Here is a 24,715-nt window from a genome sequence, read left to right as displayed (position 1 = left end):
TTTGTTTAACTTTTCTATTCTAAAATTATAAAAAACAAAATAATAAAACAAGCATAAAATTCTTATTTTTTTGAAAGAGGATAAATTTCGAAAACTACTAAAACGGAAGGAATATAAGAAAAAACGGAGTTTTTAATAGAAAAAACACCTGTTTTTGGACTTTAAAATAATTATAATTTTTATGTTAATTTTAATAATTATAGGTTTAATACTACAATAAATTAATTTAAAACGATTGAATTTTAACAATAATCATTAAACACACATTCAAATTATTGATTTCTGTTTAAAATCTTAATTTTTTGAATATTATTAAAAAAAGAGGTAAAAATACGGGTAATAAAAAACAAAAAAGTCTAAACAAAAGTTAAAAAAATAAAAAAGGGTAAACATTTTAACAATACTGCTTACCCCTTAATAAAATTTTGAAAATGAACTATTTACACACTACGATTCTAAAATTGTATTAATTTGCGTAAATAATTGACCATCGCTTAAAAAAGCCCCTTGTTTAATCAATTCAAAAATAGAAGCATTTCTCTCTTCTGTAAACACTTTTTTTCCTACTTTCATTTCAATGTTTTCAGTAAACATATTATCACTTAACCACTGCAAACCTTCTTTGGTCAAAAAATCAGTTTCAGGAACTAATGATTTCAATACTATAGATTGAACATGAGTATCAAAACATTGAAATAAAAAAATATGATTTTTAGAAAAGTGCTCTAAAAACTCAGCTCTTCCTAAAACACCTTCCCAAATTAAATCAGAGAAAACATCCAGCTCCTGTTCTGCAACTTCAGGTTTATTTATTTTAAGAGAATCCCATTCTGCTTTATCAATTGCCTGAGTTGCTAAAAAGCTGGCAAATTCAGCGTGCAATTCATCAAATTGCTCTTTTGTTAATCTAGCGTATTTCATTTGTTTTTAGGCTTTACGCTGCAGGCCTTAAGCAATATGCCATAAACCGCCAGCAATAATTCTAATTATTAATATAGATCTTGTATTAAACAAAAAAATCCCGATTCGCATCGGGATTTTTATATAGTTTTTAAAACTATTACTTTTCAGCAACAATTTCGTATGGTAATTCAACGATTACATCTCTGTGCAAACGAACTGTAGCATTGTATTTTCCAATACGTTTTACAACACCGCTAGTGATGAATTTTCTATCGATAGCATTACCAGATTTCTCTAAAGCTTCAGCGATATCGATGTTAGTGATAGAACCAAAAAGTTTCTCTCCACCAGCTTTTGCAGTAAGTTTAATTTCAAGAGCTTTTAAAGTTTCAGCTAATGCTTTAGCATCAGCAACAATTTTAGCTTCTTTGTGTGCTCTTTGTTTTAGGTTTTCAGCTAAAACTTTTTTAGCAGAAGGAGTTGCTAATGTAGCGAATCCTTGAGGAATTAAAAAGTTACGACCGTAACCAGGTTTAACAGATACTACATCATCTTTAAATCCTAAGTTCTGTACGTCTTGTTTTAAAATAATTTCCATGTTGTTGTCCTTATATTTTAGAAGTTAGGTTCTGCTTTAACAGAAACCAGCGACTAGATTTTTATATACTATTTTAATAAATCGGCCACGTATGGCATTAAAGCTAAGTGACGAGCTCTTTTTACAGCTACAGAAACTTTTCTTTGGTATTTTAATGAAGTTCCAGTTAAACGACGTGGAAGAATTTTTCCTTGCTCGTTAACGAATTTCAATAAGAAATCAGCATCTTTATAATCGATGTATTTGATTCCTGATTTTTTGAAACGGCAATACTTTTTAGTTTTGTTAGTTTCAATGTTTAAAGGCGTTAAATATCTGATATCTCCGTCTTTTTTTCCTTTTGCAGATTGTTCGATTGTAGACATAATAATTACGCTTTAGTAGATTTTAATTTTGCTCTTCTTCTTTCCGCCCATGAAATAGCATGTTTGTCTAAACTTACAGTTAAGAAACGCATAACTCTTTCGTCACGTCTGAATTCAGTTTCAAAAGCAATTAGAACTTCTCCAGCTACTTTGAATTCGAATAAATGGTAAAAACCACTTTTTTTGTTTTGGATTTCGTAAGCCATTTTTTTCAGACCCCAATCCTCTTTCGATACCATTTCAGCTCCTCTACTAGTAAGAAATTCTTCAAATTTCGTTACTGTTTCCTTCACCTGAACCTCAGATAAAACGGGATTTAAAATGAAAACAGTTTCATAATGATTCATAAATAAAAAATTTATTTGTTAAAATTGGGTGCAAAAGTAATCATTATATTTAGATATACAACACTTTTTTCCTTTTATTCGTCATAATGCAAAAAATATGCGCTCATTTTAGTTTTTTTTCCAAAAAAATAATACATTTACTACTGCTATCCTGAATTTATTCTAAATTTAAATGTTATGAAACTAAACTGTGTTGTTGTAGATGATAGTTCTATACAGAGGACAATTATTGCAAAATTAGTTAATAATCACCCAGGTTTGCACTTAATCGGGGATTTTTCTAATGCAATAGAAGCAAAAAGTTGTATCTCACTTAATAATATCGATTTAATATTTCTTGATATAGAAATGCCGGTTATTAACGGCTTTGACTTTCTTGACGGTTTAAAATCTAAACCGCAGATTATATTTATTACTTCTAAAGCAGAATATGCTTTAAAAGCTTTTGATTATGATGCTACTGATTATCTGCAGAAACCAATTGCTGTAGACCGTTTTAATGCTTCTGTAAAAAGGGCAATCGATATGCATTTACTGAAAAAAGAAGTTAAAGAAGAAGAAGGAGAGCATATTTTTATAAAAAGCAACCTTAAAAAACTTAAAATTTTCACTGCAAAAATCAAATGGATTGAAGCTTTTGGGGATTATGTGAGAGTAGTTACTGAAGACGACAGTAACCTGGTACTTTCGACTATGAAATCTTTTGAAAATGATTTATCAAAAGACAAATTCATACGCGTTCACAAATCATATATTATTAATATTGATAAAGTTGAACGTTTCAATAGTAAATTTGCTGAAATCGGCATCACTAAAATTCCGCTTAGCCGAAACAAAAAAGAAGATTTAGTTAAAGCTTTGTCAACGTCGTAATTTTAATAAAAATCGACATTTACAACCACTTTTATAGCCCTGTACTGAGCAACAGCTTCAAAACTATTCAACATTTTCTGAATAGTTTTTTTTGTATTACCCAAATGCATATTCTGCGGAATCTTAATTAAAATTGTTCGGATATATTCATTTCGTATTCTGCTGATTGCCGGTTCTTCAGGACCTAAAACAGGTATATTTAGATTTTGGCTTAAAACCTGATACAGCCACATTGAACCTTCTTTCAGCTTATCAAAATCTTTATGTTTTATAGTAAGTTTTATAATTCTGAAATAAGGAGGATATTTATAGATCTGCCTGTCATACAACTGCTCCTTATACATACCATTATAATTATGGTTTGTAACCTGCTGAATTGTATTATGATTTGGATTATAGGTCTGAATAACAACTTTTCCCTGCTTTTCAGATCTTCCTGCTCTTCCTGCAACCTGAGTCATCATTTGAAAACTGCGTTCAAAAGCCCTGAAATCCGGATGATGCAGCATATTATCAGCATTCATGATTCCAACCAGACTTACATTATCAAAGTCAAGCCCTTTGGCCAGCATTTGCGTCCCGACAAGAATATCTATTTCTCGATTTTTAAAGGTATCGATAATTTTTTCAAAACCAAATTTACCGCGTGTTGTATCCTGATCCATACGTGCCGTTTTTGCTTTTGGAAAAAGTGATGCCAGCTCCTGCTCTATCTGCTCTGTTCCAAACCCTTTTGTGGTTAAATCTATACTTGAACAGCTATGACAATTCGTAGGTTTTGCAATAGCGTATCCACAATAATGACAACGCAGCTGATTTTTAAACTTATGATACGTTAAACTCACATCGCATTGCTGGCAATGAGGTACGTGTCCGCAGGTCAAACACTCTATTATAGGTGAATATCCTCTTCTGTTTTGAAACAAAATCACTTGTTCACCCAAAGACAAGGCCTCAGTAATTTCTTCTATTAAAAGATCACTAAAATGCCCTGTCATTCTCTTCCTAAAATGTTTGTCTTTTAAATCGACTAAAACAACTTCGGGCATTCGAACATTTTTATAGCGTTCAGTAAGCGTTACTAAACCATATTTATCATTCTGGGTATTAAAATAAGTCTCGATACTTGGTGTTGCAGATCCAAGTAAAACTTTAGCATTATGAAAATTTGCTAATACAATTGCGGCATCTCTGGCGTGATATCTTGGTGCCGGATCTGTTTGTTTAAAAGTCTGCTCATGCTCTTCATCAACAATCAGCAGACCAAGATCATTAAAAGGCAAAAACAAAGCCGATCTTGCTCCTATGACTATTTGCGCTTTTTCAGAATTTTCAAGTGTCTGTTTCCAAACCTCAACTCTTTCATTATTACTGTATTTTGAATGAAAAACAGCAACTTTGTCTCCAAAATGAAGACGCAGACGAGAAACTAACTGAGTGGTAAGAGCTATTTCAGGAAGCAGATACAAAACCTGTCTTCCTGTATGCAGATATTCTTCGATTAGCTTTATATAAATTTCTGTTTTCCCGCTCGAAGTAACACCATGAAGCAAACAGACTTCTTTTTCAGTAAGACTTTGTTTTATTGCTGTAAAAGCATTTTGCTGCGCTTCACTTAACAATAATTCTTTTTCCGATTTTTCTCCGGTAAACAAAACACGGTCTTGCTGCAAAAGATATTCTTCAAGAATTTCATTCTTAACCAAGGTTTTCACAACAGAAGAACTCGAACCAGAAACCTCAACTAATTTTTTAACAGTAACAGGCTTTTTTTCTGAAGCACTAATTTGAAAATAAGCTAAGACAATTTCTTTTTGTTTGTCATTTTTCAGAATATCAAGCAGGCTTCCTAAACCTTGATCTGTTTCGTATTTTGAATGCAGCTTAACATAACGAACCAGTTTAGGCTTATAACTTTCTTTTATTTCTTCTTCCAGAAAAATTATATCTCTTGCTATTAATTTTTGAAGAATTGGCAGGATATTTTTTCTGTTTAAAATAGAAGCTATTTCCTGAACTTTAAGCGAACTCTGATGCTGTAACGCTTCATAAATTAAAAATTCATCATCAGAAAGTTCAGAATCATTAACAACAACATCTGGTTTGTGCGAAACAATAGTTTCACTTTCCAACAGTAATCCCGTTGGAAAAGCGCCGCGATATACATCGCCAATACCACACATATAATAATTAGCCACCCAAAGCCAGTGTTTAATCTGAATTTCGGTTGCAATTGGCCTTTCATCTAAAATTTGATGAATTTCTTTGGCTTCATATAAGGTTGGCGCATTTTCATGTATATCTAATACAAGTGCTGTATAAATTTTGCTTTTACCAAATGGCACCGCTACCCGCATTCCTTTTTTAATAAAATGGAATTCAGCCTCAGAAACACGATATGTAAAGGTTTTTGCTAAGGAAAGCGGTAAAATAACTTCGATAAAAAACATGTACTATATATAGGATTGCAAAGTTACTTTTTTCCGACAGATTTTTGAGCCAAATACTCGTTAACCAGTTTGAAAGTATGATTTAAAGATTCTTTACTAGTCCAGTCATCATGTCCCGAAATTATATAAGCCGGTTTTTTGAATTTTGCCTGCACTTTTTTTATAGATTTCTGCCATTCATTAACGTCAGCATCACCCAGATAACCTAAATCCACTGCTTCTGCACTTTTCACAAAACAGCCTCCGTAAAGAATTTTCTCCTTTTTAAACCATGCTACAATATTATCAGGAGCATGTCCTTTTCCTGGGTAATAAACTTCAAAAGTATGATTTCCAACAGTAAATGTTGTATCATTTGAAATTATAAATTCTGCTCTTGGTTCATTATTCTTTTTAAGAATATCATCAGTCAGTTTAATGGAGTACGTTTTGATTCCTTTTTTCTTGTAAAAATCAAATCCTCCTGCACGATCTTCATGAGAATGCGTGCCAAAAAGCATTACAACATCTTTATTGTGCTTTGCTTTTATGCTGTCTAATAACGGCTGAAACTGTGTTTTATCCCAAGGCGCATCAAAAAGCACAACGCCTTTATCTGTAACGACATACATAGCATTGGCAGAAATCTTAGTTCCTTTATAATCATTAAAAGTTCTATAAACATAAAAGTCACCTGTAAGATGACTTATTTGTAATGGCGAATTCTTAGATTGTCCCAAACTATTTGAAACCGCGGCTAAGAATAAAATTATCGAAGCTAATTTTCGCATGTATTATTTTGAATTAATTTTTCACTCGTGTCCAGTATTGTGTTCTTCCCATTAAAGAAATTCCAACATAACCGCGAAGTTTTAATTTATCTGCAGATTCTAATGAAATATAACATTTGTATTTTTTACCGCTTGTAGGATCTAAAATAGTTCCTCCGTTATACTCTGAACCGTCTTTTTTTAAACCATTTATAATAACCATTCCTAAAATTGGTTTGTTTTTTTCAGCTCCTTCACATTTTACACAAAGATCTTTTTTATGGTTCTCGCGCAGTATCTCTACAACCTTTCCGTATATTTTTCCTGACTTTTCATAAATCTCTACAACGGATTTTGCTTCGCCAGTTTCATCATCAATGGTTTTCCATTTTCCAATTACACTTTGACTTTGCATGGTCAGCGCAAAGAAGAACACTCCGATAGTTAGCATCAAATTTTTCATATTATTTTTCTTTTTTTTGTTTTAATTTTCTGATAGAAGCATTCAATTCGAACCCTAAAAGCAGAATCATACAGTTTATCCAAATATAAAACATTAGAATTAATAATGTCCCAATTGAACCATAAAGTTCGTTATATTTTGAGAATTTTATAACCCAAATCCCAAAAAAGAACGAAGATATAACAATTAAGACCGTTGTAAAAACAGAGCCAATGCTGATAAAAGGCACTTTATTGTACTGTTTTGTACCATAACGCAATAATATTGAAGATGTTATCAAAATCATCAGAATAACGAATAAATATCGCCCTAAAATAATCAGCGGAATACGATCGCTTAATACATCCTGAATAATTGTTTTTTGAATAAAAACCTCAAAAACTACAATTGTAGCCACAGTTACAAACAAAATTACAGTCATAACAAGTGAAATAGCCAAAGCAACCAAATATTGTCTAAAAAAGCCTCTCTTATCAAAAACGTGTTTAGACGATTCAAAACCGCTTAAAATTCCGTTAATACCATTTGCCATCAAAAAAATAGAAAGTAAAAAACCCGACGATAATAAGCCGGAGTGGCTATTATTTAAAATATCGCTGATAATTTTACTAATAGCATCATACGTATTTGGAGGAACACTCTGCTGTACAAACTGCAGGAAATCTTCCTGAAAATTATCTATCGGAATAAACGGAATTAAGTTTAAAATAAATAAAGCAAAAGGAAATAAAGCCATAAAAAAGCTGAAAGAAACAGCACTTGCATGATATGAAAAAGCACCTTCAAGAATCCCTAAAGTGTACATTTCAAGTAAATCATACAAAGAAAATCCCTCTAACCAAGGGAGCTTAATTCTTTTTAAAAGTCGGGCTGCGTTGCGTATTACAGGCAGTTTTTCAATCCGATCCTCTATTTCTTTCGACATATACTTAGGTTTTTAGACTTCTTAGATTTTTAATTAATAATTGATAATTTACAATTAACAATTTAAAAGGCTTTCAAGCTCAAATCCATATTATATACAGAATGTGTCAAAGCGCCAGACGAAATATAATTTACACCGCATAAAGCATATTCACGAACTGTTTTTTCGCTGATATTTCCAGAAGATTCTGTCTGACATTTTGAACCAATCAAATTCACTGCCGTTTTAGTATCTTCATAATTAAAGTTATCAATCAAGATTCTATGAACTCCGTCGCTTAATAAAATCTCTCTGATTTCATCCAGATTACGAGCTTCTACAATAATTTTCAAATCAAGATTATTCTCTTTTAAATATTCTTTTGTTTTAGAAATAGCACGAGTAATGCCGCCGGCAAAATCAATATGATTGTCTTTCAGCATGATCATATCGTACAAAGCATAACGATGATTTTCGCCGCCTCCAATTTTTACAGCCCATTTTTCAGCCACTCTAAAATTTGGAGTCGTTTTGCGTGTATCCAAAATTTTTGCGTTTGTTCCTTCCAAAAGCTCCATTAAATGGTTTGTTTTTGTCGCAATTGCAGACATTCTCTGCATGGTGTTCAAAACCACTCTTTCGGCTTTTAAAATAGATTGCGAGCTTCCTGAAACTTCAAAAACAACTTCGCCGTATTCTACATGTGTTCCGTCTTCTATAAAAGTTTTAACTTTTAATTTTGGATCAACATGTTCAAATATCATCTTGGCAAGTTCAACACCGGCAATGATTCCCTGATCTTTTACCAATAGTTTCGCCTGACCGTGAGCTGTAGCTGGAATACAGGCAAGTGAACTGTAATCGCCCGGGCCAACATCTTCTCTAATAGCATTTTTTATTAAAAGTTGTAATTCTGCTTGAAATTGAGCTTCGCTTATCATTTTTCTATTTTTAATAATAATGCTAAATTAGAACTTATTTTATGGATTTGAAAATTCCGATAACATGAAAAATTATACAAAACATTAAATATCTCTTTTTTAACCATTAAGATATTCAGAAAAATAAAGTTACAATTCTTAACAAAACTTAATCTCTGAATAAGCTTTCAATTAAATATCTTTGAAGTTCAATCAAGCAAAAATCATGGGATTAATTAAAGATATTTACTCGGTTTCTTTTTACGAAAATTTTAGTCAGGCAGTTGTCGAAGTATATCCTGCATTCGATAAACAAAAATTTATTGAAGCGATTTATGAAGGGGATTTTGCCCAGAAAGAATGGAAAGAAAGAATGAAACATACAACATTTGTTTTTCATCAGTTTATGCCTCAAAACTTTCCAGAAGCCGTTTCCCTAATTGATAAAATCATAGAAAATCTAAGAAAAAACAACTTTGCTGACAGCAATTTGGCTTTTATTTTCTTTGCCGATTATATCGAAATGTACGGTTTAGACGATTTTGAAACTTCGGCGAAAGCCTTTGTATCTATAACGCAGTTTATAAGCTGTGAATTTGCCGTTCGTCCTTTTATTTTAAAATATAAAGAGAAAATGATTGACGAAATGACAAAATGGTCTTTACACGAAAATCATCATGTACGACGTTTGGCCAGCGAAGGTTCACGCCCAAGATTACCGTGGGCTATGGCGATTCCATTTCTTAAAAAAGATCCCTCCTCTATTCTTCCTATTTTAGAGAATTTAAAAAATGATCCTTCAGAATATGTCCGAAGAAGTGTTGCCAATAACTTAAATGATATTGCAAAAGACAATCCTCAGATTGTATTAGAAATCGCTTCCAGATGGAAAGGCCGCAGCAAAGAAACTGATGGGATTATCAAACACGGAAGCCGAACTTTATTAAAACAAGGACATCCTGAAATTTTAAGTCATTATGGTTTAGAAAGCACCAATATTGAACTTTCGTCTTTTGAAATTAAAACACCTGTTGTGAAAATTGGAGATTACCTGCAGTTTCATTTTCATTTAAACAATAAAAACGAAGAACCAAAAACAGTTCGTTTAGAATATGCTGTGCATTATAAAAAAGCAAAAGGACATTTGGCAAAAAAAGTCTTTAAAATCAGTGAGAAAATTTATCATCCAAATCAACTAACTAAGGTCGAAAGAAATCAATCTTTTAAGCTCATTACAACGCGAGTTTTTCATACTGGAATTCATCAATTGTCTATTATTATTAATGGGACAGAGAGTGAAGTTTTGGAGTTTGAGTTGATTGATTAAACAGAATATCTTTAGTGTTGTCAGACTGAGCGAAGTCGAAGTCTCGCAAAGTGATTCAGCATGCGGGACTTCGACTTCGCTCAGTCTGACAAAAATACACTTCACTTTACAATAACAAAAATGAAATAAATTATTCGGAGGTTTTCCTTACTTTTATAATTCAAAAATCCAAAAACAACTTTTCTTAATCTAAATTAAGTTACAGATTTATATCACCACTGTAATTTTGTTTTCAAATCAAATAAAAAATACCACATGTCAAATATTAGTTTAATTATCGAAGAACGTGCTGCCAATATTGGCAATTTTATGGTAGGTCGTTTATTACCTTTCCGCGAAAAAAGAGCAGTTGGACCATTTGTCTTTATCGACCATATGGGACCTGCACATTTAAGTGATCATGAAAATATGGATGTCCCTCCGCATCCACATATCGGACTTTCTACTTTGACATTTTTGTTTGAAGGAAGCATTATGCATCGCGATAGTTTAGGAACAGAATTGGAAATAAAACCGGGAGCAGTAAACTGGATGACGGCCGGAAAAGGAATCGTACATTCTGAAAGAACTCCAGAATATTTAAGACATTCAGATAAAATGCTTCACGGATTACAGATTTGGGTTGCGCTACCAAAAGAATTAGAGCAAATGGATCCGAATTTCACTCATGTTGAAGCAGATGATATTCCAGCTTGGGAAGAAGACGGCGTTTCATACAAATTGATTGCAGGAGAAGCTTTTGGTAAAAAATCTCCAGTTCCGGTTTATAGTCCGTTGTATTTTATTGAAATTAAGAGTAAAGAGGCTAAGAAAATTAATATTGGTAAAGATTTATTCGGCGAAAGCGGTTTGTATATCTTAGAAGGAAGCATCAAAAACGGCGAACATACTTACGATCCGAGACAAATTTTAATTACAACTGAAGCTTCTCTTTGCGAATTTGAAATCGCTGAAAATTCGACAGTATATATTTTCGGCGGACAGCCATTTCCAGAAGAACATTTTATTTTTTGGAATTTCGTTTCATCTGATAAAAACCTCATCGAAAAGGCTAAAAAAGACTGGACAGAACAAACTTTCCCAAAAGTTCCGGGCGAAACTGAATTTGTTCCATTACCTGAACCAAGAATCAAATAACTTATGGATACAGTTAAAGCAACAATAGACACACGAAAATATCGTACAGAAATAACTTCTAAATCAGGTAATATTCTAATCTCCGATGAACCTCAAGAAATGGGCGGGAAAAATTTAGGTTTTAGTCCTTTTGAACTTCTTGCTTCATCTCTAGCTTCCTGCACTTTAATTACATTGAGGATGTATATTGACCGCAAAGCTTGGGACGTTTCAGAGCTTTCTATCTGGGTAGATTTTGAAAAGAATGAAGAACATACTGTTTCTTTATTTTCAACCAAAATCTTAATTACTGGCAATGTAGACGATGCTCAAAAACAACGAATTTTAAAAATTGCAAACAGTTGTCCTGTACACAAAACATTAATAAATACAATTAAAATAGAAACTTCTTTAGTATAAAAAACATGGAAATTCAACAAATAAACGATATAAGAAAAGGCTATTTTGAAGCCATAGAAGACGGAAAAGAAGCTGGAAAAATGACCTACACCTGGGCAGGAGATTCAAAATTTATTATCGATCATACCGAAGTAAGCCCAGAATTTAACGGAAAAGGTGTTGGTAAAAAATTGGTTATGGCTGCCGTAGAATATGCAAGAGAAAACAACTTAAAAATTATTCCGCTTTGTCCATTTGCTAAAAGCGTTTTTGATAAAGTTGAGGAAATTCGTGATGTACTTTTTTCTTGAGTTTCTAAGATTCTGAGATGCTAAGGTTCTAAGTTTTTTTTAACCGCAATCCCGATAGCTATCGGGAGCAAAGAATTACGCAAAGTTCGCAAAGTTTTTTAAGCAAAGCTTTGCGAACTTTGCGTTTATATTAAGTCAAGCTGGAATAAAACTTTGCGAACTTTGCGGTAAAACCCACAACAACAAAAAACAAATTTTCAAAATTCTCCGAAAACTCGTATATTTGCATGTAATTTAAACTTAGAGTATGACAAGGATAATTACGCTTTTCTGTATTTTTATAGCACAAATCGGCTTTTCTCAATCAGCTGAGAGTTATTTAGAAAAAATCAGAAATAATGAAGCTCTCTTAACAGCTTTTTTTCAACAAATGCCAAAAGGAGGCGATTTACACCACCATTTTTCAGGATCAGTTTATGCAGAACCTCTTTTAGAAAGAGCGATTGCAGAAGACTTTTATTTGAATTTAGAAACTATGGCAGTTTCTAAAACCAAACCTGCAAACGGAAACTGGGAAAATTTCTCATCTCTTAAAAACAAAGGAAAACTAGACTATTACGAACAGCAGATTATGCAGACTTGGTCGGTAAAAGATTATAATGGCTCTGTACCTTCTGACGATCAGTTTTTTGATTCTTTCATGAAATTTGAACCCACAATTCAAGGTCATTTTGCAGAAGGAATGCTCGAATTGAAAAAACGTGCCATTGCCGAAAATGTAAGTTATATCGAAACACAATTATCGACAATTCCATGCGATATGAATGTTTCAGATTTAGCTGATTTCAATACAAAACTTCGCCAATCTGCTGATCAAAAAGACGAAAAAGCAGTTCTAAAACTTTTAGATGATTTGTATAAATCGCTTCAGAAAAAAGACGCTAAAAAATATGCTGATGATTTCAATACTAATTTCATAGCAAAACTGCACAAGGATTTAAAAATGGATGATGAAAAATTCACCATGCGTTATCAAAACTTTGTACTTCGTTTTATGGAACCGGTAGATTTATTCAAAAACTTGGTTATTGCTTTTATTTCGTCAAACGAAAGTAAACTGACTGCTGGTGTAAACATCGTTTCTCCAGAACACGGGCAGACTTCTATGAAAGATTACTGGCTTCACATGGTAATGTTTAAATACTGTCATTCTAAATTTCCAGACGTAAAATATACGCTTCATGCGGGTGAATTGACTTTAGGATTGGTTCAACCAGAAGAATTGACGTGGCACATTAACGATGCGATTTATGTTGCCGGTGCAAACAGAATTGGTCACGGAGTTGATATCGCTTACGAAGCCAATTCGTATGATTTATTGAAATATATGGCTCAAAAAAACATTCCAATTGAAATCAATTTAGTGAGCAACGAATTCATTTTGAAGGTAAAAGAAAACAGACATCCGTTTACGCTTTACAAAGAATTTAATGTGCCAATTGTAATCAGTACAGACGATGCGGGAATTTTAAGAAGCAATATGACAGAACAATATGTTTTACTAGCAAAAAGATATCCTGACGTAAGTTATGAAACAATAAAAAAATACGTTTACAACAGCATCAATTACAGTTTTATTCAAGATGCTTCGGTAAAAAAGCAATTAATCAAAGATTTAGACAACCGTTTTAAAACTTTTGAAGCGAAGTTTAACAACTAAACGAAACCCGACAGGTTTTTAAAACCTGTCGGGTTTGATAACAGTAAACTATGATATTAGAAACCGCATTTCTTTACGTAAAACCAGAATTAGCTAATCAATTTGAAGCTGACTTTACTAAAGCAAGCCAATACATTTCATCAATCGATGGCTATTTAGGACATCGATTAGAAAAATGTCTTGAGGTTGAAAACAAATATCTTTTATTGGTCGACTGGAATACACTTGAAGATCTTACAGTAGGTTTTAGAACTTCTGAAGCATATTTAGAGTGGAAGAAAATTTTACATCATTATTACGAACCTTTTCCAATTGTAGAACATTTTGAAACGGTTTTTGAAAACAAAAAATAGTGTTTTTATTTTGCCACAGATTTCACAGATTAAAAGGATTTTTTTTAATTTAAATAATGTAATCTGTTTCAATCTGTGAAATCTGTGGCAAAAAAATAAATTCGTGCTAATTAGTGCAATTAGTGGCAAAAGAAAAATATAATGAATATAAAACTTATCGCTATAGGCAAAACAGATAATAAATCTCTTCAAACTTTGATTGACGATTATACCAAACGTTTGTCCTTTTATATCAAATTTGATCTGGAAATTATTCCTGACATTAAAAATGTAAAAAACTTATCTGAAAGCCAGCAAAAGGAAAAAGAAGGCGAACTGATTCTGTCTAAACTTTCAGCAACTGATCAGCTTATTTTATTGGATGAAAACGGAAAAACCTTCTCTAGTGTTGGTTTCTCAGAAGAACTCCAAAAGAAAATGAATTCTGGTGTAAAAACACTGGTTTTTGTAATTGGCGGTCCTTACGGATTCTCTGAAACGGTTTATAAAAAAGCGCAGGGAAAAGTTTCGCTTTCGCTAATGACATTTTCGCATCAAATGGTTCGCTTATTTTTTATTGAACAATTGTACCGCGGATTTACAATTTTACGCAACGAACCTTATCATCATCAATAATTTCTTGTTTCAGGTTTTCTTTGTTTCAGGTTTAAAAGATGAATTCTACCGGAAGTTTATCAAGATTATAAGTTACATCTTTTTGCAGTAGAATTTTATATTGAATGTATTCTTCATAACTCATGTTCTTATCAAAGAAAAATACCAAATCTGGTACACTTTGGAACTTAATACTATAAAAATACTTTAGTATATTTGATATTTGTATTTCTTTATTTCCCATGAAAACTTGTTTTTTCCCTTTTCTAAAGTAAACAACAAAATTTTCTCTACTTGGTTTTTCCATTTTATAAAACACTTTCGTAAAAGGCAGAAAAGCCAAATTCTTTCCAATAGAATCTGCATAAGAATAATAATTTTCAGATTCTTCGTTTTGGTGCATTTTCTCGTTACGCTTTTTTTCCTGCATTTTTATTACCTGCGGAATTACGACTTTTAATGGCAAACGTTTGTCGATATTTAAAATCCAATTGGTTGAAATAATAGCACTTTTTCTATTCAAATCGGCAATTGTATCTTTTCCTTCTTTTTTAAAGAAAATATAAATCGGCGAATGATCTTGTACATCTTTTACAATTGAAATATTTGATTTTGGAAGTAAAACATCTTCTTTTTTTCCGCAGGAAAACAAAAGGCAGATTATAAGTATAGAGAAGTATTTCATTTTAAATTATAAATTATGAGAACCAATATCGATTCATCTCTTTTAAAAAATTATTATCACTTACAGGAAATTGAGAACTCAAAACAGAATCTATACCACATAATGGACAAACTGCAGTTTCTCCTTCTTTTTCTTTTATCCATTCATTGATTTCTTTAGCAAAAAACACTTTTTTACAATGAAAACACCCACATAAATCTCCTTTTAAAATTTCTTCCTTATGAGATGAACTCCCTTTATGTGCTTTTTGTATAAAATCTATATCATATTTTTTTTCTTCTTTTTCCATAATTCAGTTAAAAATAAATACTTATTCGCTTACATATTCAACTTCAAAAACAAAGTAACACATTCTACTGCTTCTTTTACATCATGCACACGGAGAATTTTAACACCTTTTGTCAAAGCAATAGTATTTAGAAACGTTGTTCCGTTTAAAGCTTCTTGCGGTGTAATATCCAGCGTTTTATAAATCATTGATTTTCTTGAAATCCCTGCTAAAACAGGTAATTCTAAAAGATTAAAAAGCTCCATTTTCTGCATGACTTCATAATTCTGATCCGTTGTTTTAGCAAATCCAAAACCAGGGTCTAACATTAAATCATTGATTCCTAATGACCTTGCTTGTTTTACTTTTTCAGAAAAATAGAAAAACATTTCTTTTATAATATCATCGTATTGTGTCAAACTCTGCATCGTCTGCGGATTTCCTCGCATGTGCATCATAATATATGGAACGTTATATTTTGCGATAACATCAAACATTTTATCATCTAATTCGCCCGCCGCAATATCATTTATTATCGCCGCACCGCTTTCGATACTCGCTTTTGCGACTTCAGCCCTAAAAGTATCAATTGATAATAACGTTTTTGGAAAGTGCTTTAAAATCAATTCAATTGCAGGAACAATTCGGTCGATTTCTTCTTGTTCGGTTACAAATTCAGCGCTTGGTTTACTGGAATAAGCTCCAATATCAATAAATGCTGCGCCTTCAGAAAGCATTTTATCTACTTGCGAAATAATTTCGTCTTCATTTTTATATTTCCCTCCATCAAAGAAAGAATTCGGCGTAACGTTTAAAATCCCCATTACTTTAGGAATCGATAAATCTATAAGTTCGCCTTTGCAGTTAATAAACATTTTGTTTCAAGTTTTTAATTGTTCAAAGTTTCAAGTTGATGCAGATTGCGTAAGTTCGAGAACTTGAAACATTTTTTCAGTTTCAAGTTACTGCCGTTAACACTTTGTTTAGAAAAAACTTGAAACAAAGCGAACCGTAAACTTGAAACTCTTAAAAAATTATCCTTATTTTTGAAGAAATTTTAGCAAATATACAGCATATAAATGAAGAATACTTCCCAAGAGTTTGATAATGTAATCGAGGTTTGCCGAACCCTGTTTATCAATAAAATGAAAGACTATGGCAGTGCGTGGAGAATTTTAAGACTGCCGTCGCTGACAGATCAGATTTTTATAAAAGCACAACGAATTAGAAGTTTACAGGAAAACGAAGTCCGTAAAGTTGACGAAGATGAAAAAGGAGAATTTATCGGAATCATCAATTATTCTATCATGGCTTTGATTCAGCTTGAATTAGGCGTTGTAGATCAGCCGGATTTGGATGTTGAAAAAGCAACCGAATTATATGATGCTAAAGTAAAATTGACGAAAGATTTAATGGAAGCCAAAAATCACGACTACGGCGAAGCCTGGCGCGATATGCGAGTAAGTTCATTAACTGATTTGATTCTTCAAAAACTGCTTCGCGTAAAACAAATTGAAGATAATAAAGGAAAAACAATTGTATCTGAAGGAATCGATGCTAATTATCAGGATATGATTAATTATTCTGTTTTTGCTTTGATCCTAAATCCTATAAATAAATAGAAATTCCTTCCGACAGCTATCGGGACTAAATTCCAGGTTTAATATTGGAATTTGAATATTTAAATATTACTTATGAAAAACATCATTACCCAATTCTCCCGATTATTTGTCGGTGTATTATTTATAATTTCCGGATTAATTAAATTAAACGATCCGGTAGGTTTCTCTTATAAGCTCACAGAGTATTTTAGTGAACCTGTTTTCAATATGCCTTTTTTAGAGCCGTTTACACTAAGTATGGCTATTGTTCTGGTAATATTAGAAGTAGTTTTAGGAGTAATGTTATTAGTAGGCTATAAAGCCACACAAACAATTTGGGCTCTATTGCTTTTAATTGTTTTCTTTACCTTCCTTACCTTCTATTCTGCTTATTTTGATGTGGTAAAAGATTGCGGCTGTTTTGGTGATGCCTTACATTTAACACCTTGGGAGTCATTTACAAAAGATGTAGTTTTACTATTCTTCATTTTGATTTTATTCTTCAATCAAAAACTAATAAAACCTTTATTTTCAACTTCAAAAACGAATTTTGCAGTTTATCTTAGTGTAATTTTATCAGCATTAATGGCATATTGGGTTATAAATCATAATCCTATAAAAGATTTCCGTCCGTATAAAGTTGGAAATAATATTGAAAAAGGAATGGAAATTCCTGAAGGTGCACCAAAGTCAGTTGTTGAAATGATTTTCATTTACAAAGTAAACGGAGTTGACAAAGAGTTTACCGAAAAAGATTTAATGAATATTCCAGAAGGCGCAACGTTTGTAGATAGAAAAGACAAAGTTATTTCTGAAGGTTATGTACCGCCAATTCATGATTTTACAATGACAAAAGATGATTCTGATTATAAAGATGAATTATTAAAAGAACCAAAATTATTAGTTTTTGTAACGTATGATTTAACTAAATCTGACCCAGCCGGAATGAAAAAACTGGCTAAAGTTACTGCAGATGCAAAAGCTAAAGGTTACAAAGTTATTGCTATGACTGCATCTGGAGCTGATGAAATCGCAAAAGCAAAAAAAGAATATAATTTAGATGTTGATTTCTATTTCTGCGATGCCACAACTTTAAAAACAATCGAAAGAGCAAATCCTAGTATTGTTGTAATACAAAAAGGAACTGTTGTTCAAAAACTACATTACAACGATGTTGATGATTTAAAACTATCAGATGTTGCGTATAGTCTTTAAATAGCATAAAAAATATTTAACGCCAATAATTTTTAAAAAATTATTGGCGTTTTTTTTTGCTTCAGATTTTCATTGAATTACAATTTATAGCAATATTAAATTAAAAACTTTCCTACATTTGAAAGCCATCTCAAAAACAAAACCTATTATGAAACAAACTCAAAAATTACTTTTAACCATTTTATTTACTGCTCTTTATACTTTTACCGCTTTTAGTCAGGAAAAAACACCCAATAAAGATCAGCGATATATCTTTTTTCTTCATAATAAATTTATTGAAGAAAATGATTTAAACACAGCACATCCTGAATATGGAAAAGCAGAATACAATGAAATATTAGCATCATTTAGAAAAGATAACTTTATAGTTTTTAGTGAAAAGAGAAAGAAAAACACCAATGCTGCTGATTATGCCGAAAAAATTGTAAAACAAATTAAAAACTTATTAAAAAAAGGAGTTTCTCCTAACAAAATAACCGTTATTGGAACTTCAAAGGGCGGTTATATTGCACAATTTGTTTCGACTTATTTAGCAAATCCTGACGTTAATTTTGTTTTTATAGGCTGTTTTAGAGATGTTGACATTGAAGAAATTCCTGATATTAATTTTTGCGGCAATATTTTAACAATTTATGAAAAATCAGATATTTATGGGGTTTCGGCGGTTAGAAGAAAAGAAACTTCAAAGCTTAAAGTAAACCATTTTAAAGAAATAGAATTAAATACCAATTTAAAACATGGCTTTTTATATAAAGCGTTAGACGAATGGATTGTACCTTGCAAAAAATGGGCAAATGGAAATTATCAACTGAATTAAAAATAGTTTCCGGTAGTGAAATCTTAATTTTGATACAAGAGAAATAATCTTACATTTGGGTGAACCAAAAACAAAACCAAACCTATGAAAAGATTAATCAAATTTTCATTTATTTTATTACTTATTACAACTTTAGGCTGTACAAGTGAATCTAATAACTGCACTACTCCGCCTCCTTATTTTTCTTTTGAATTTGTAGACAAAGATTCTGGGGAGAACCTTTACACTAACGGAACTTTTGATTCAAAACAAGCCGTTACTGTAACAGATTTAGATGCAAATAAAGTGATACAATACGCTTACATAAAAAATGAAGATTTAAATCGTCTTGTAATTAATTCTATAGGATGGCAGTCCGGAGTCTTTAATTATTCTATAGCAATTCAGGGAAAAAGTGTTTTTGAACTGCATGCTTCTGCTGAAAGAGTAAGTGAAAAAGGCTGCAGTTTTAGCAGAATTAATTCATTCGAAATTAAGAATGCTGAATTTCAATTAGACAAAACAACTGGTATTTATAAAATTTTAATCAGTACTAAAATTTAATTTTAGATATCTTATAAACGGAAAAGAGCTTAAAAATTTTAAGCTCTTTTTTTTGATTTTTATTTACCTGAAAATTCAATAATCAGACGTTTTTTTACTTTAATTTTTTCTTTTAAAAATAAAAAATTCAAAGTTTCGGTCTTTTCAAAAAAAGCATTTTAAAAAAATACTGATTTTTACACCCAACTATTACGATTTCATTCTGGTTTTTCTAACCTAAAACGGCTGTTTTGTTACAAAACAAACGAGTCTTCAAATTTTGTTAATCTGCATTTGGCTTTCAATTTGTTTGTTTAACTTTGTTGAAAATCACTAATTCTATGAAACAAATAGCTTTAATCTTTATTGCATTTATAACCTTTTCTTGCTCTCAGGCTCAGAAAACAAGTTTTTCTAAAGAGGCTTTATCAGAAAAATTATTAACCCTTGACGGAGGTCAGGTTACTTTTAAAAACATTTTAAAAAAATACAAAGGAAAAACTTTAGTTATCGAAGTTTGGGCTTCCTGGTGCGGCGACTGTGTAAAAGCAATGCCAAAATTAAAAGAGTTACAAGCTAACAATCCTGATGTTTCTTATTTATTTCTTTCTGCTGATAAAACAGCTGATAAATGGAAAGCTGGAATAGAAAAACACGAATTAAAAGGCGATCATTTTATGATGAACGACGGTATGAAAGGTGTTTTTGGAAAAGCAATTGACTTAGACTGGATTCCAAGGTATATTGTTATTGACAAAACCGGAAAAATAGTTTTATATCGTGCTATCGAAACTGATTTCGACAAAATTAATGAAACGCTTAAAAGCTTAAAATAATTTTAAAATAACAGCAATTTTAAAATTGCTGTTATTTAATCTACTTCATTCAAACAAAAAAATTAAAAGAATAACAAAAACTACCAAAATGAGAAAATCGATTGTTGCAGGAAACTGGAAAATGCATAAAAATGCAGCGCAGACTGAAGAATTATTAAACGAATTAATTGCAAAAATTCCAGCAAAAACAAATGCACAAGTTATTGTAGCGCCAACTTTTGTAAACTTACAAGCTGCTGCTGCTAAATTAAAAAATACAACTATTGGAGTTTCTGCTCAAAACGTTCACCAAGCTGAAGGTGGTGCTTTTACAGGAGAAATTTCTGCAGATATGTTAACAAGCATTGGTGTTAATACTGTAATATTAGGTCACTCTGAGCGTAGAGCTATTTTCCACGAAACTGATGCTTTAATCGCAAACAAAGTTGATACTGCTTTAAAACATGATATGACAGTAATCTTCTGTTTTGGAGAAGAATTAAAAGACCGTCAGTCTGAAAATCACTTCAATATTGTTGAAAACCAATTACGTGACGGAGTTTTCCATATCGCAAAAGAATCTTGGTCAAAAATTGTTTTAGCTTATGAGCCAGTTTGGGCTATCGGAACTGGGGAAACTGCTTCACCAGAACAAGCTCAGGAAATGCACGAATTTATCAGAGAAACGATCCGCAAAGCTTTTGGAGCTGAAATCGCAGATGAAGTTTCTATTTTATACGGTGGTTCTGTAAAACCAGAAAATGCTAAAGAAATCTTCTCTAAACCAGATGTAGATGGTGGTTTAATTGGAGGCGCTGCTTTAAAAGCTGATGATTTCTTGGCTATCGTTACTGCTATCTAAAAAATTATTTTGCCACAGATTAAAATGATTTCCACAGATTTTATTGTAAGTTTTGAATAAATCCTCTTTAATCTTTTAATCTGTGGCTTAAAACAAAAGCGATACTATATAATAGTATCGCTTTTTTATTTCTATATAATTTGAAGCATTTACAACTTTACTAATTTATAAATGATGATAGTAACGGACAATTGTACTTTTTAAACGTTGGCGTTGTTTTGTAAATCGAATAAAAATTAACCAGCTCCTTCCCTGCTTTAAAAGGATTTTTGGCTTCTTCTTCCTCTGTAACCAACTCTGCATAATGATTGTAATAATTACATTCAAAAATCATTAAACTAGCCATTGCTTTTTCGTTGCTGTTTTTAGACATCTTTAAAGCTTTCTCATAATACATTTTAGCCATTTTCAGATTATAATAATTACTGTTTTGGTATTTCTTTTCGTTCTCTGTATTATCTCCGTAAACATAATCTGTATATGATGCGCCGGAACTCCAATCATAAGATGTCATCATCCATGAATTTCCTAAATACGAAACATTAAAATACGCATGAGCTAATTGCAGATTACTGCTTGCTGTATTTTGTTTTTTCAGCTGAATTAATTTAGCAATAAAATCGGCTTTATTGAAACGATAATCGAATTTGCGTTCTTCCTGTTTTTGCAGAATTTTAGGTGTAAATGGATTTTCGTTTAAATAGGCTTTATACTCATAGTTCTTTTCCCAAAAATCCTGAGGCATGCTTGAAAAAGTTTCGTAAGCCAATTCCAGGTTATTGTTTCTAAAAGCAATTGTTCCTTTTAAATCTTTGTAATAATTACTATTTGGAGCAATTGTTCCAGAACAGATATATTTTTCAAAAGGCGTTTTATTTGTTTTCTCTTGCAAAGCCATTAAAAGATCAATGTCTTTTACCGATGCATTTCGGTCAAAATAGCCTATATAACTAAAAAAGTACGGATTATTATAAACAGAATATTCTCCTTCATTTTTAATATCCGATTTCATCGAAAGCAAACCAGCTGTTACTACATCTCCTTTTTTATAAAAATCACTGCTTGCAATTCGGTACAAACTATATAAATTTTTAAATAATCCGTGATCCGTTTCTACCAGATTTTCGACTGAATTAAAATAAGTATAAAGCTGATTTTGAACTTTTTCGTTCTTTAAATCATCTTGTTTTAATGAAACCAAAGCCAGCTGAATATTTTTCTGCATTTGTATCGATGCATTGGCCTTATTTGAAATCATGTTGGTATATTTTTTTCCTTCGTCGACCTGATCATCAATAAAACATAACTGGGCTATTGCTGCAGTGATATAATCTTTCTGCTCGCCCGAAGTTTGTTCGCGAATAGAAATCAGAAAATATTCTAATTCTCTTAAGTATAAAATATCTTTATTAAAATTTTCTTCTTTCGCTTTAGCATAATTTTCATACCAATCTGTAGAACTAAAAGTTACTGAAGGAGTCCCGTCATTAGTATACTGAGGCGTAAAAATCCAATCTTCGAGTTTGTTAACTTCTCTTCCAATTAAAAAACTCAAAAACAAACTGTTTGGACTTAATTCATAAATTTCTTTAATAGATTTTAAATCCGGAGCTGGATTTCTAAGACTTTCAATAGCGAGAATAACACTTCGCTCTTCATCATTTTGAGCTAATGCCAAAGTTTCGTTGGTCAATTTCCAATTGTAATGCTGTAACACTGCAAAGGATTTTTCTTCGCAGGAATTAAAAACTTTACTAAGTAAATAATTTTGTAAAGGCAGATTATCAATACATAAAGCATTATAATACAATGCCCAAGGTTTCAGGATTGTATTTGATTCAGAAGCAAAATAGGTATTATACAATTGAATAACATCTTGATCTTGCTGCGCATAAAAATAATAACGCAGTGCTAAAAAAGCATAACGCTGTTTTAAAAAGGTATCTTTTGAACTTTTTATTTTCTTCTCAAAATCAAAATTATCTTTCAGTTCATTGTTATTATAATTACTTCTAATTTGCCCCCAGGATTCCCATTTCGTGTCCTGAACATTATTATATTCCAGTTTTTTGGCCAGTAAAATATAATTTAAAAAAGCTTTGTTTTTAGATAACAGCAAAGCGTCAACAAATGTGTTTTTTGCAAATACAGTTTTCAATGTTTTATTTTCAAAAGCGGTTTGAAACTGTTCAGAATCTGTTTCATATAAAATAACATGAACATCATTTGCATTTATATTATTACCCAATTTTTTCTTCCACTCTAAACAATTCTTTTCCTGATCGACACCCGAAACAGTATTGGTTGAGTAATAATAATCTGCTGAGTAGTAAAATGGCGTAAGTTTAAAGAAACCTTCTCGCTGTGCTTTAAACAAAGCCAAACGGCTGGTTTCGGGAGAAACACTCCATCCGCAGGCAAATGAAAACTGAACGCTTAAAACTAAAAGTAAACTGCTAAAAGCGCGCATAATAATTGGAGATATTTTCGGTTCCATAATCGTTTATGTATTCTTTATCAAAAGAGAAAAAAGTCACTTTTGTCTGATTATCAATCTGGATTTTGTTTTTAATAATTGAAATCATCTTGTCAAGTTCGCTGTCTGAAATTTTCTCAATTCTAATTTCATCACCATTTCTAAGATACGTCTGCCCGACTAATACATCATCCTTCAAAACATATTTGGAATCAGAAGTTTTCTTTACTTTAATCGTATCCTTAATCAACTGGTCATAATCAGACAAAATCCCTTTAAATTGATTTCCTCTAAAGGCAACCGCCCAGCTGTATAATGGCAGTGCAATGTCTAGTTTGAGTTTATAATCGCTATGTGTTATGTATTGTGCTAATTCTTCGCTTGTTGCAATAGAATTTTTAGTCTGTAAATCGTCTGGTTTTGTAATATTATAACACATCAGCAAACCTTTATCTACTGGCGGAATTCCGGCTTTTGAAGCATATTTATACTGCCACAGTCTTATGGTTGCAGCTATTTTTGAAGATGGCAGCTGGTTTTTAATTTGTTTTAATAAATAAAAATAATTCTTCTGAGATTTTTCGGTCCAGTCGCAGTCTATTAGAATTTCTTTAAATGCCACTTTTAATTTGGCAGATTCTGCAGATCTTACTGAATCATAATTTAAAGGTTTATAGTCTTTTTGTTTATAATAATCTTTTGGGTACACAATATTTGAAGCTATGACATCAGCTTTTGTGTCATTCATTTTTTTACCAATCTGTTCGATTCGTTTGGCCATCCTGACTGCGAGACTGTCTAACTGTTTCGTATCTGATTTTAAAACAACTTCATTCGTTATAAAAATACTCGGTGTGATTTCGGGGTTGCTTTTATTAAACGAAATATCCCAAATAGTGGCAACAGGCAGCGGTTCTTTTGAGTACGGATTATAATCAACATCAAAAAAACGAACATACATGTGTTTTACATCTAGTTTATTCACCAGAGAATCGTCTTCTTCCTGAAAGTAAAGATTGGTTTTCCAGTAACAAAAGGAACGAATTACTTTGTGGCCATTTTCACGGTTTCCCGAGCTCAAAACGACAAAAAGCAGAACAAAAAAAACATTTTTCATGATAA

Annotated in this window: 28 protein-coding genes; 14 read left to right on the top strand and 14 right to left on the bottom strand. The window is 31.8% G+C overall.

The window, feature by feature from the left end; genetic code table 11:
- Positions 1-447: 447 nt before the first annotated feature.
- From PQ462_RS08520 to rpsF, 4 genes are all read right to left on the bottom strand, one after another.
- Positions 448-921 (bottom strand): DUF6495 family protein, encoded by a 474-nt coding sequence (locus PQ462_RS08520; RefSeq protein ID WP_274253113.1) that lies wholly within the window; start codon positions 919-921, stop codon positions 448-450.
- A 139-nt stretch (positions 922-1,060) separates the two neighbouring features.
- Positions 1,061-1,501, bottom strand: a complete 441-nt coding sequence (gene rplI / locus PQ462_RS08515) for a 50S ribosomal protein L9 (protein WP_012025463.1) — start codon at positions 1,499-1,501, stop codon at positions 1,061-1,063.
- Between the two features lie 68 nt (positions 1,502-1,569).
- Positions 1,570-1,866 carry a 30S ribosomal protein S18 gene (gene rpsR, locus PQ462_RS08510; RefSeq protein ID WP_002987043.1) on the bottom strand — a complete coding sequence of 99 codons (297 nt, stop codon included), beginning with the start codon at positions 1,864-1,866 and terminating at the stop codon, positions 1,570-1,572.
- 5 nt (positions 1,867-1,871) lie between these two features.
- A complete protein-coding gene (gene rpsF / locus PQ462_RS08505; protein WP_007810575.1) occupies positions 1,872-2,213 on the bottom strand; it encodes a 30S ribosomal protein S6 in 342 nt (113 codons plus the stop codon).
- A gap of 177 nt (positions 2,214-2,390) precedes the next feature.
- Here rpsF and PQ462_RS08500 point away from each other — a divergent pair, with 177 nt between their 5' ends.
- Positions 2,391-3,086: a LytR/AlgR family response regulator transcription factor gene (locus tag PQ462_RS08500; RefSeq protein WP_071637338.1), complete on the top strand. Its 696-nt coding sequence runs from the start codon at positions 2,391-2,393 to the stop codon at positions 3,084-3,086.
- Between the two features lie 2 nt (positions 3,087-3,088).
- On the opposite strand, the gene priA is transcribed toward PQ462_RS08500, so the two are convergent.
- The 5 genes from priA to nadC form a co-directional block, all read right to left on the bottom strand.
- Entirely contained in the window at positions 3,089-5,536 is a 2,448-nt protein-coding gene (priA, locus tag PQ462_RS08495; RefSeq protein ID WP_073409200.1) for a replication restart helicase PriA, read from the bottom strand.
- Positions 5,537-5,559: 23 nt separating this feature from the next.
- Positions 5,560-6,306: a subclass B1 metallo-beta-lactamase gene (gene bla-B1-FLAV / locus PQ462_RS08490; protein WP_274253109.1), complete on the bottom strand. Its 747-nt coding sequence runs from the start codon at positions 6,304-6,306 to the stop codon at positions 5,560-5,562.
- A 13-nt stretch (positions 6,307-6,319) separates the two neighbouring features.
- Positions 6,320-6,748: a DUF2147 domain-containing protein gene (locus PQ462_RS08485; RefSeq protein WP_274253108.1), complete on the bottom strand. Its 429-nt coding sequence runs from the start codon at positions 6,746-6,748 to the stop codon at positions 6,320-6,322.
- A gap of 1 nt (position 6,749) precedes the next feature.
- Positions 6,750-7,673, bottom strand: coding sequence for a YihY/virulence factor BrkB family protein (locus PQ462_RS08480; protein ID WP_012025468.1), 924 nt, complete (start codon positions 7,671-7,673; stop codon positions 6,750-6,752).
- A gap of 62 nt (positions 7,674-7,735) precedes the next feature.
- Positions 7,736-8,593, bottom strand: a complete 858-nt coding sequence (gene nadC / locus PQ462_RS08475; RefSeq protein WP_274253107.1) for a carboxylating nicotinate-nucleotide diphosphorylase — start codon at positions 8,591-8,593, stop codon at positions 7,736-7,738.
- Between the two features lie 205 nt (positions 8,594-8,798).
- Here nadC and PQ462_RS08470 point away from each other — a divergent pair, with 205 nt between their 5' ends.
- The 7 genes from PQ462_RS08470 (at position 8,799) to rlmH (ending at position 14,353) form a co-directional block, all read left to right on the top strand.
- On the top strand, positions 8,799-9,899 hold the full coding sequence (locus PQ462_RS08470; protein WP_274253105.1) for a DNA alkylation repair protein: 1,101 nt from the start codon (positions 8,799-8,801) through the stop codon (positions 9,897-9,899).
- Positions 9,900-10,154: 255 nt separating this feature from the next.
- Entirely contained in the window at positions 10,155-11,036 is an 882-nt protein-coding gene (locus tag PQ462_RS08465; protein ID WP_274253104.1) for a pirin family protein, read from the top strand.
- A gap of 3 nt (positions 11,037-11,039) precedes the next feature.
- Complete coding sequence (locus tag PQ462_RS08460; protein ID WP_274253103.1) at positions 11,040-11,435, top strand: OsmC family protein; 396 nt, start codon at positions 11,040-11,042, stop codon at positions 11,433-11,435.
- A gap of 5 nt (positions 11,436-11,440) precedes the next feature.
- Positions 11,441-11,725, top strand: a complete 285-nt coding sequence (locus tag PQ462_RS08455; protein ID WP_274253102.1) for a GNAT family N-acetyltransferase — start codon at positions 11,441-11,443, stop codon at positions 11,723-11,725.
- Positions 11,726-11,972: 247 nt separating this feature from the next.
- A complete protein-coding gene (locus PQ462_RS08450; protein WP_274253101.1) occupies positions 11,973-13,385 on the top strand; it encodes an adenosine deaminase in 1,413 nt (470 codons plus the stop codon).
- Between the two features lie 50 nt (positions 13,386-13,435).
- The gene (locus PQ462_RS08445; protein ID WP_274253100.1) at positions 13,436-13,738 is read left to right on the top strand and encodes an antibiotic biosynthesis monooxygenase family protein; all 303 of its coding nucleotides are present in this window, start codon (positions 13,436-13,438) and stop codon (positions 13,736-13,738) included.
- A gap of 141 nt (positions 13,739-13,879) precedes the next feature.
- A complete protein-coding gene (gene rlmH, locus PQ462_RS08440) occupies positions 13,880-14,353 on the top strand; it encodes a 23S rRNA (pseudouridine(1915)-N(3))-methyltransferase RlmH (protein WP_035648259.1) in 474 nt (157 codons plus the stop codon).
- Between the two features lie 31 nt (positions 14,354-14,384).
- Here rlmH and PQ462_RS08435 read toward each other — a convergent pair whose 3' ends face one another.
- From PQ462_RS08435 to folP, 3 genes are read right to left on the bottom strand one after another with little or no spacing between them, the layout of a single operon-like run.
- Positions 14,385-15,017 (bottom strand): hypothetical protein, encoded by a 633-nt coding sequence (locus PQ462_RS08435; protein ID WP_274253099.1) that lies wholly within the window; start codon positions 15,015-15,017, stop codon positions 14,385-14,387.
- Between the two features lie 13 nt (positions 15,018-15,030).
- Positions 15,031-15,306: a hypothetical protein gene (locus PQ462_RS08430; RefSeq protein ID WP_274253098.1), complete on the bottom strand. Its 276-nt coding sequence runs from the start codon at positions 15,304-15,306 to the stop codon at positions 15,031-15,033.
- A 29-nt stretch (positions 15,307-15,335) separates the two neighbouring features.
- The gene (gene folP, locus PQ462_RS08425; protein WP_274253097.1) at positions 15,336-16,160 is read right to left on the bottom strand and encodes a dihydropteroate synthase; all 825 of its coding nucleotides are present in this window, start codon (positions 16,158-16,160) and stop codon (positions 15,336-15,338) included.
- Between the two features lie 204 nt (positions 16,161-16,364).
- Here folP and PQ462_RS08420 point away from each other — a divergent pair, with 204 nt between their 5' ends.
- The 6 genes from PQ462_RS08420 (at position 16,365) to tpiA (ending at position 21,117) form a co-directional block, all read left to right on the top strand.
- A complete protein-coding gene (locus tag PQ462_RS08420) occupies positions 16,365-16,907 on the top strand; it encodes a DUF1599 domain-containing protein (RefSeq protein WP_073409187.1) in 543 nt (180 codons plus the stop codon).
- A gap of 72 nt (positions 16,908-16,979) precedes the next feature.
- A complete protein-coding gene (locus PQ462_RS08415; protein ID WP_274253096.1) occupies positions 16,980-18,101 on the top strand; it encodes a BT_3928 family protein in 1,122 nt (373 codons plus the stop codon).
- 148 nt (positions 18,102-18,249) lie between these two features.
- Positions 18,250-18,918 carry an alpha/beta hydrolase gene (locus PQ462_RS08410; RefSeq protein ID WP_274253095.1) on the top strand — a complete coding sequence of 223 codons (669 nt, stop codon included), beginning with the start codon at positions 18,250-18,252 and terminating at the stop codon, positions 18,916-18,918.
- Positions 18,919-19,002: 84 nt separating this feature from the next.
- Entirely contained in the window at positions 19,003-19,461 is a 459-nt protein-coding gene (locus PQ462_RS08405; protein WP_274253094.1) for a hypothetical protein, read from the top strand.
- Positions 19,462-19,781: 320 nt separating this feature from the next.
- Positions 19,782-20,276 (top strand): TlpA family protein disulfide reductase, encoded by a 495-nt coding sequence (locus PQ462_RS08400; RefSeq protein ID WP_012025484.1) that lies wholly within the window; start codon positions 19,782-19,784, stop codon positions 20,274-20,276.
- Positions 20,277-20,364: 88 nt separating this feature from the next.
- Complete coding sequence (gene tpiA / locus PQ462_RS08395; RefSeq protein ID WP_274253093.1) at positions 20,365-21,117, top strand: triose-phosphate isomerase; 753 nt, start codon at positions 20,365-20,367, stop codon at positions 21,115-21,117.
- A gap of 160 nt (positions 21,118-21,277) precedes the next feature.
- On the opposite strand, the gene PQ462_RS08390 is transcribed toward tpiA, so the two are convergent.
- Together PQ462_RS08390 and PQ462_RS08385 are read right to left on the bottom strand one after the other, a co-directional pair.
- Entirely contained in the window at positions 21,278-23,614 is a 2,337-nt protein-coding gene (locus PQ462_RS08390; protein WP_274253092.1) for a hypothetical protein, read from the bottom strand.
- Positions 23,574-24,710, bottom strand: a complete 1,137-nt coding sequence (locus PQ462_RS08385) for a hypothetical protein (RefSeq protein ID WP_274253091.1) — start codon at positions 24,708-24,710, stop codon at positions 23,574-23,576. The genes PQ462_RS08390 and PQ462_RS08385 overlap by 41 nt, the downstream gene beginning before the upstream one ends.
- Positions 24,711-24,715 lie beyond the last annotated feature (5 nt).

Source organism: Flavobacterium sp. KACC 22758 (genome assembly GCF_028736135.1).
GTDB classification, from domain to species: Bacteria; Bacteroidota; Bacteroidia; order Flavobacteriales; family Flavobacteriaceae; genus Flavobacterium; species Flavobacterium johnsoniae.
The sequence above is the reverse complement of the archived record's forward strand: the minus strand, read 5'-3'. Positions and strand labels throughout refer to the sequence as shown.

Coding starts and splice junctions, on each gene's coding strand:
- PQ462_RS08520 (WP_274253113.1), bottom strand. CDS start 921: ATGAAATACGCTAGATTAACAAAAGAGCAATTTGATGAATTGCACGCT.
- rplI (WP_012025463.1), bottom strand. CDS start 1,501: ATGGAAATTATTTTAAAACAAGACGTACAGAACTTAGGATTTAAAGAT.
- rpsR (WP_002987043.1), bottom strand. CDS start 1,866: ATGTCTACAATCGAACAATCTGCAAAAGGAAAAAAAGACGGAGATATC.
- rpsF (WP_007810575.1), bottom strand. CDS start 2,213: ATGAATCATTATGAAACTGTTTTCATTTTAAATCCCGTTTTATCTGAG.
- PQ462_RS08500 (WP_071637338.1), top strand. CDS start 2,391: ATGAAACTAAACTGTGTTGTTGTAGATGATAGTTCTATACAGAGGACA.
- priA (WP_073409200.1), bottom strand. CDS start 5,536: ATGTTTTTTATCGAAGTTATTTTACCGCTTTCCTTAGCAAAAACCTTT.
- bla-B1-FLAV (WP_274253109.1), bottom strand. CDS start 6,306: ATGCGAAAATTAGCTTCGATAATTTTATTCTTAGCCGCGGTTTCAAAT.
- PQ462_RS08485 (WP_274253108.1), bottom strand. CDS start 6,748: ATGAAAAATTTGATGCTAACTATCGGAGTGTTCTTCTTTGCGCTGACC.
- PQ462_RS08480 (WP_012025468.1), bottom strand. CDS start 7,673: ATGTCGAAAGAAATAGAGGATCGGATTGAAAAACTGCCTGTAATACGC.
- nadC (WP_274253107.1), bottom strand. CDS start 8,593: ATGATAAGCGAAGCTCAATTTCAAGCAGAATTACAACTTTTAATAAAA.
- PQ462_RS08470 (WP_274253105.1), top strand. CDS start 8,799: ATGGGATTAATTAAAGATATTTACTCGGTTTCTTTTTACGAAAATTTT.
- PQ462_RS08465 (WP_274253104.1), top strand. CDS start 10,155: ATGTCAAATATTAGTTTAATTATCGAAGAACGTGCTGCCAATATTGGC.
- PQ462_RS08460 (WP_274253103.1), top strand. CDS start 11,040: ATGGATACAGTTAAAGCAACAATAGACACACGAAAATATCGTACAGAA.
- PQ462_RS08455 (WP_274253102.1), top strand. CDS start 11,441: ATGGAAATTCAACAAATAAACGATATAAGAAAAGGCTATTTTGAAGCC.
- PQ462_RS08450 (WP_274253101.1), top strand. CDS start 11,973: ATGACAAGGATAATTACGCTTTTCTGTATTTTTATAGCACAAATCGGC.
- PQ462_RS08445 (WP_274253100.1), top strand. CDS start 13,436: ATGATATTAGAAACCGCATTTCTTTACGTAAAACCAGAATTAGCTAAT.
- rlmH (WP_035648259.1), top strand. CDS start 13,880: ATGAATATAAAACTTATCGCTATAGGCAAAACAGATAATAAATCTCTT.
- PQ462_RS08435 (WP_274253099.1), bottom strand. CDS start 15,017: ATGAAATACTTCTCTATACTTATAATCTGCCTTTTGTTTTCCTGCGGA.
- PQ462_RS08430 (WP_274253098.1), bottom strand. CDS start 15,306: ATGGAAAAAGAAGAAAAAAAATATGATATAGATTTTATACAAAAAGCA.
- folP (WP_274253097.1), bottom strand. CDS start 16,160: ATGTTTATTAACTGCAAAGGCGAACTTATAGATTTATCGATTCCTAAA.
- PQ462_RS08420 (WP_073409187.1), top strand. CDS start 16,365: ATGAAGAATACTTCCCAAGAGTTTGATAATGTAATCGAGGTTTGCCGA.
- PQ462_RS08415 (WP_274253096.1), top strand. CDS start 16,980: ATGAAAAACATCATTACCCAATTCTCCCGATTATTTGTCGGTGTATTA.
- PQ462_RS08410 (WP_274253095.1), top strand. CDS start 18,250: ATGAAACAAACTCAAAAATTACTTTTAACCATTTTATTTACTGCTCTT.
- PQ462_RS08405 (WP_274253094.1), top strand. CDS start 19,003: ATGAAAAGATTAATCAAATTTTCATTTATTTTATTACTTATTACAACT.
- PQ462_RS08400 (WP_012025484.1), top strand. CDS start 19,782: ATGAAACAAATAGCTTTAATCTTTATTGCATTTATAACCTTTTCTTGC.
- tpiA (WP_274253093.1), top strand. CDS start 20,365: ATGAGAAAATCGATTGTTGCAGGAAACTGGAAAATGCATAAAAATGCA.
- PQ462_RS08390 (WP_274253092.1), bottom strand. CDS start 23,614: ATGGAACCGAAAATATCTCCAATTATTATGCGCGCTTTTAGCAGTTTA.
- PQ462_RS08385 (WP_274253091.1), bottom strand. CDS start 24,710: ATGAAAAATGTTTTTTTTGTTCTGCTTTTTGTCGTTTTGAGCTCGGGA.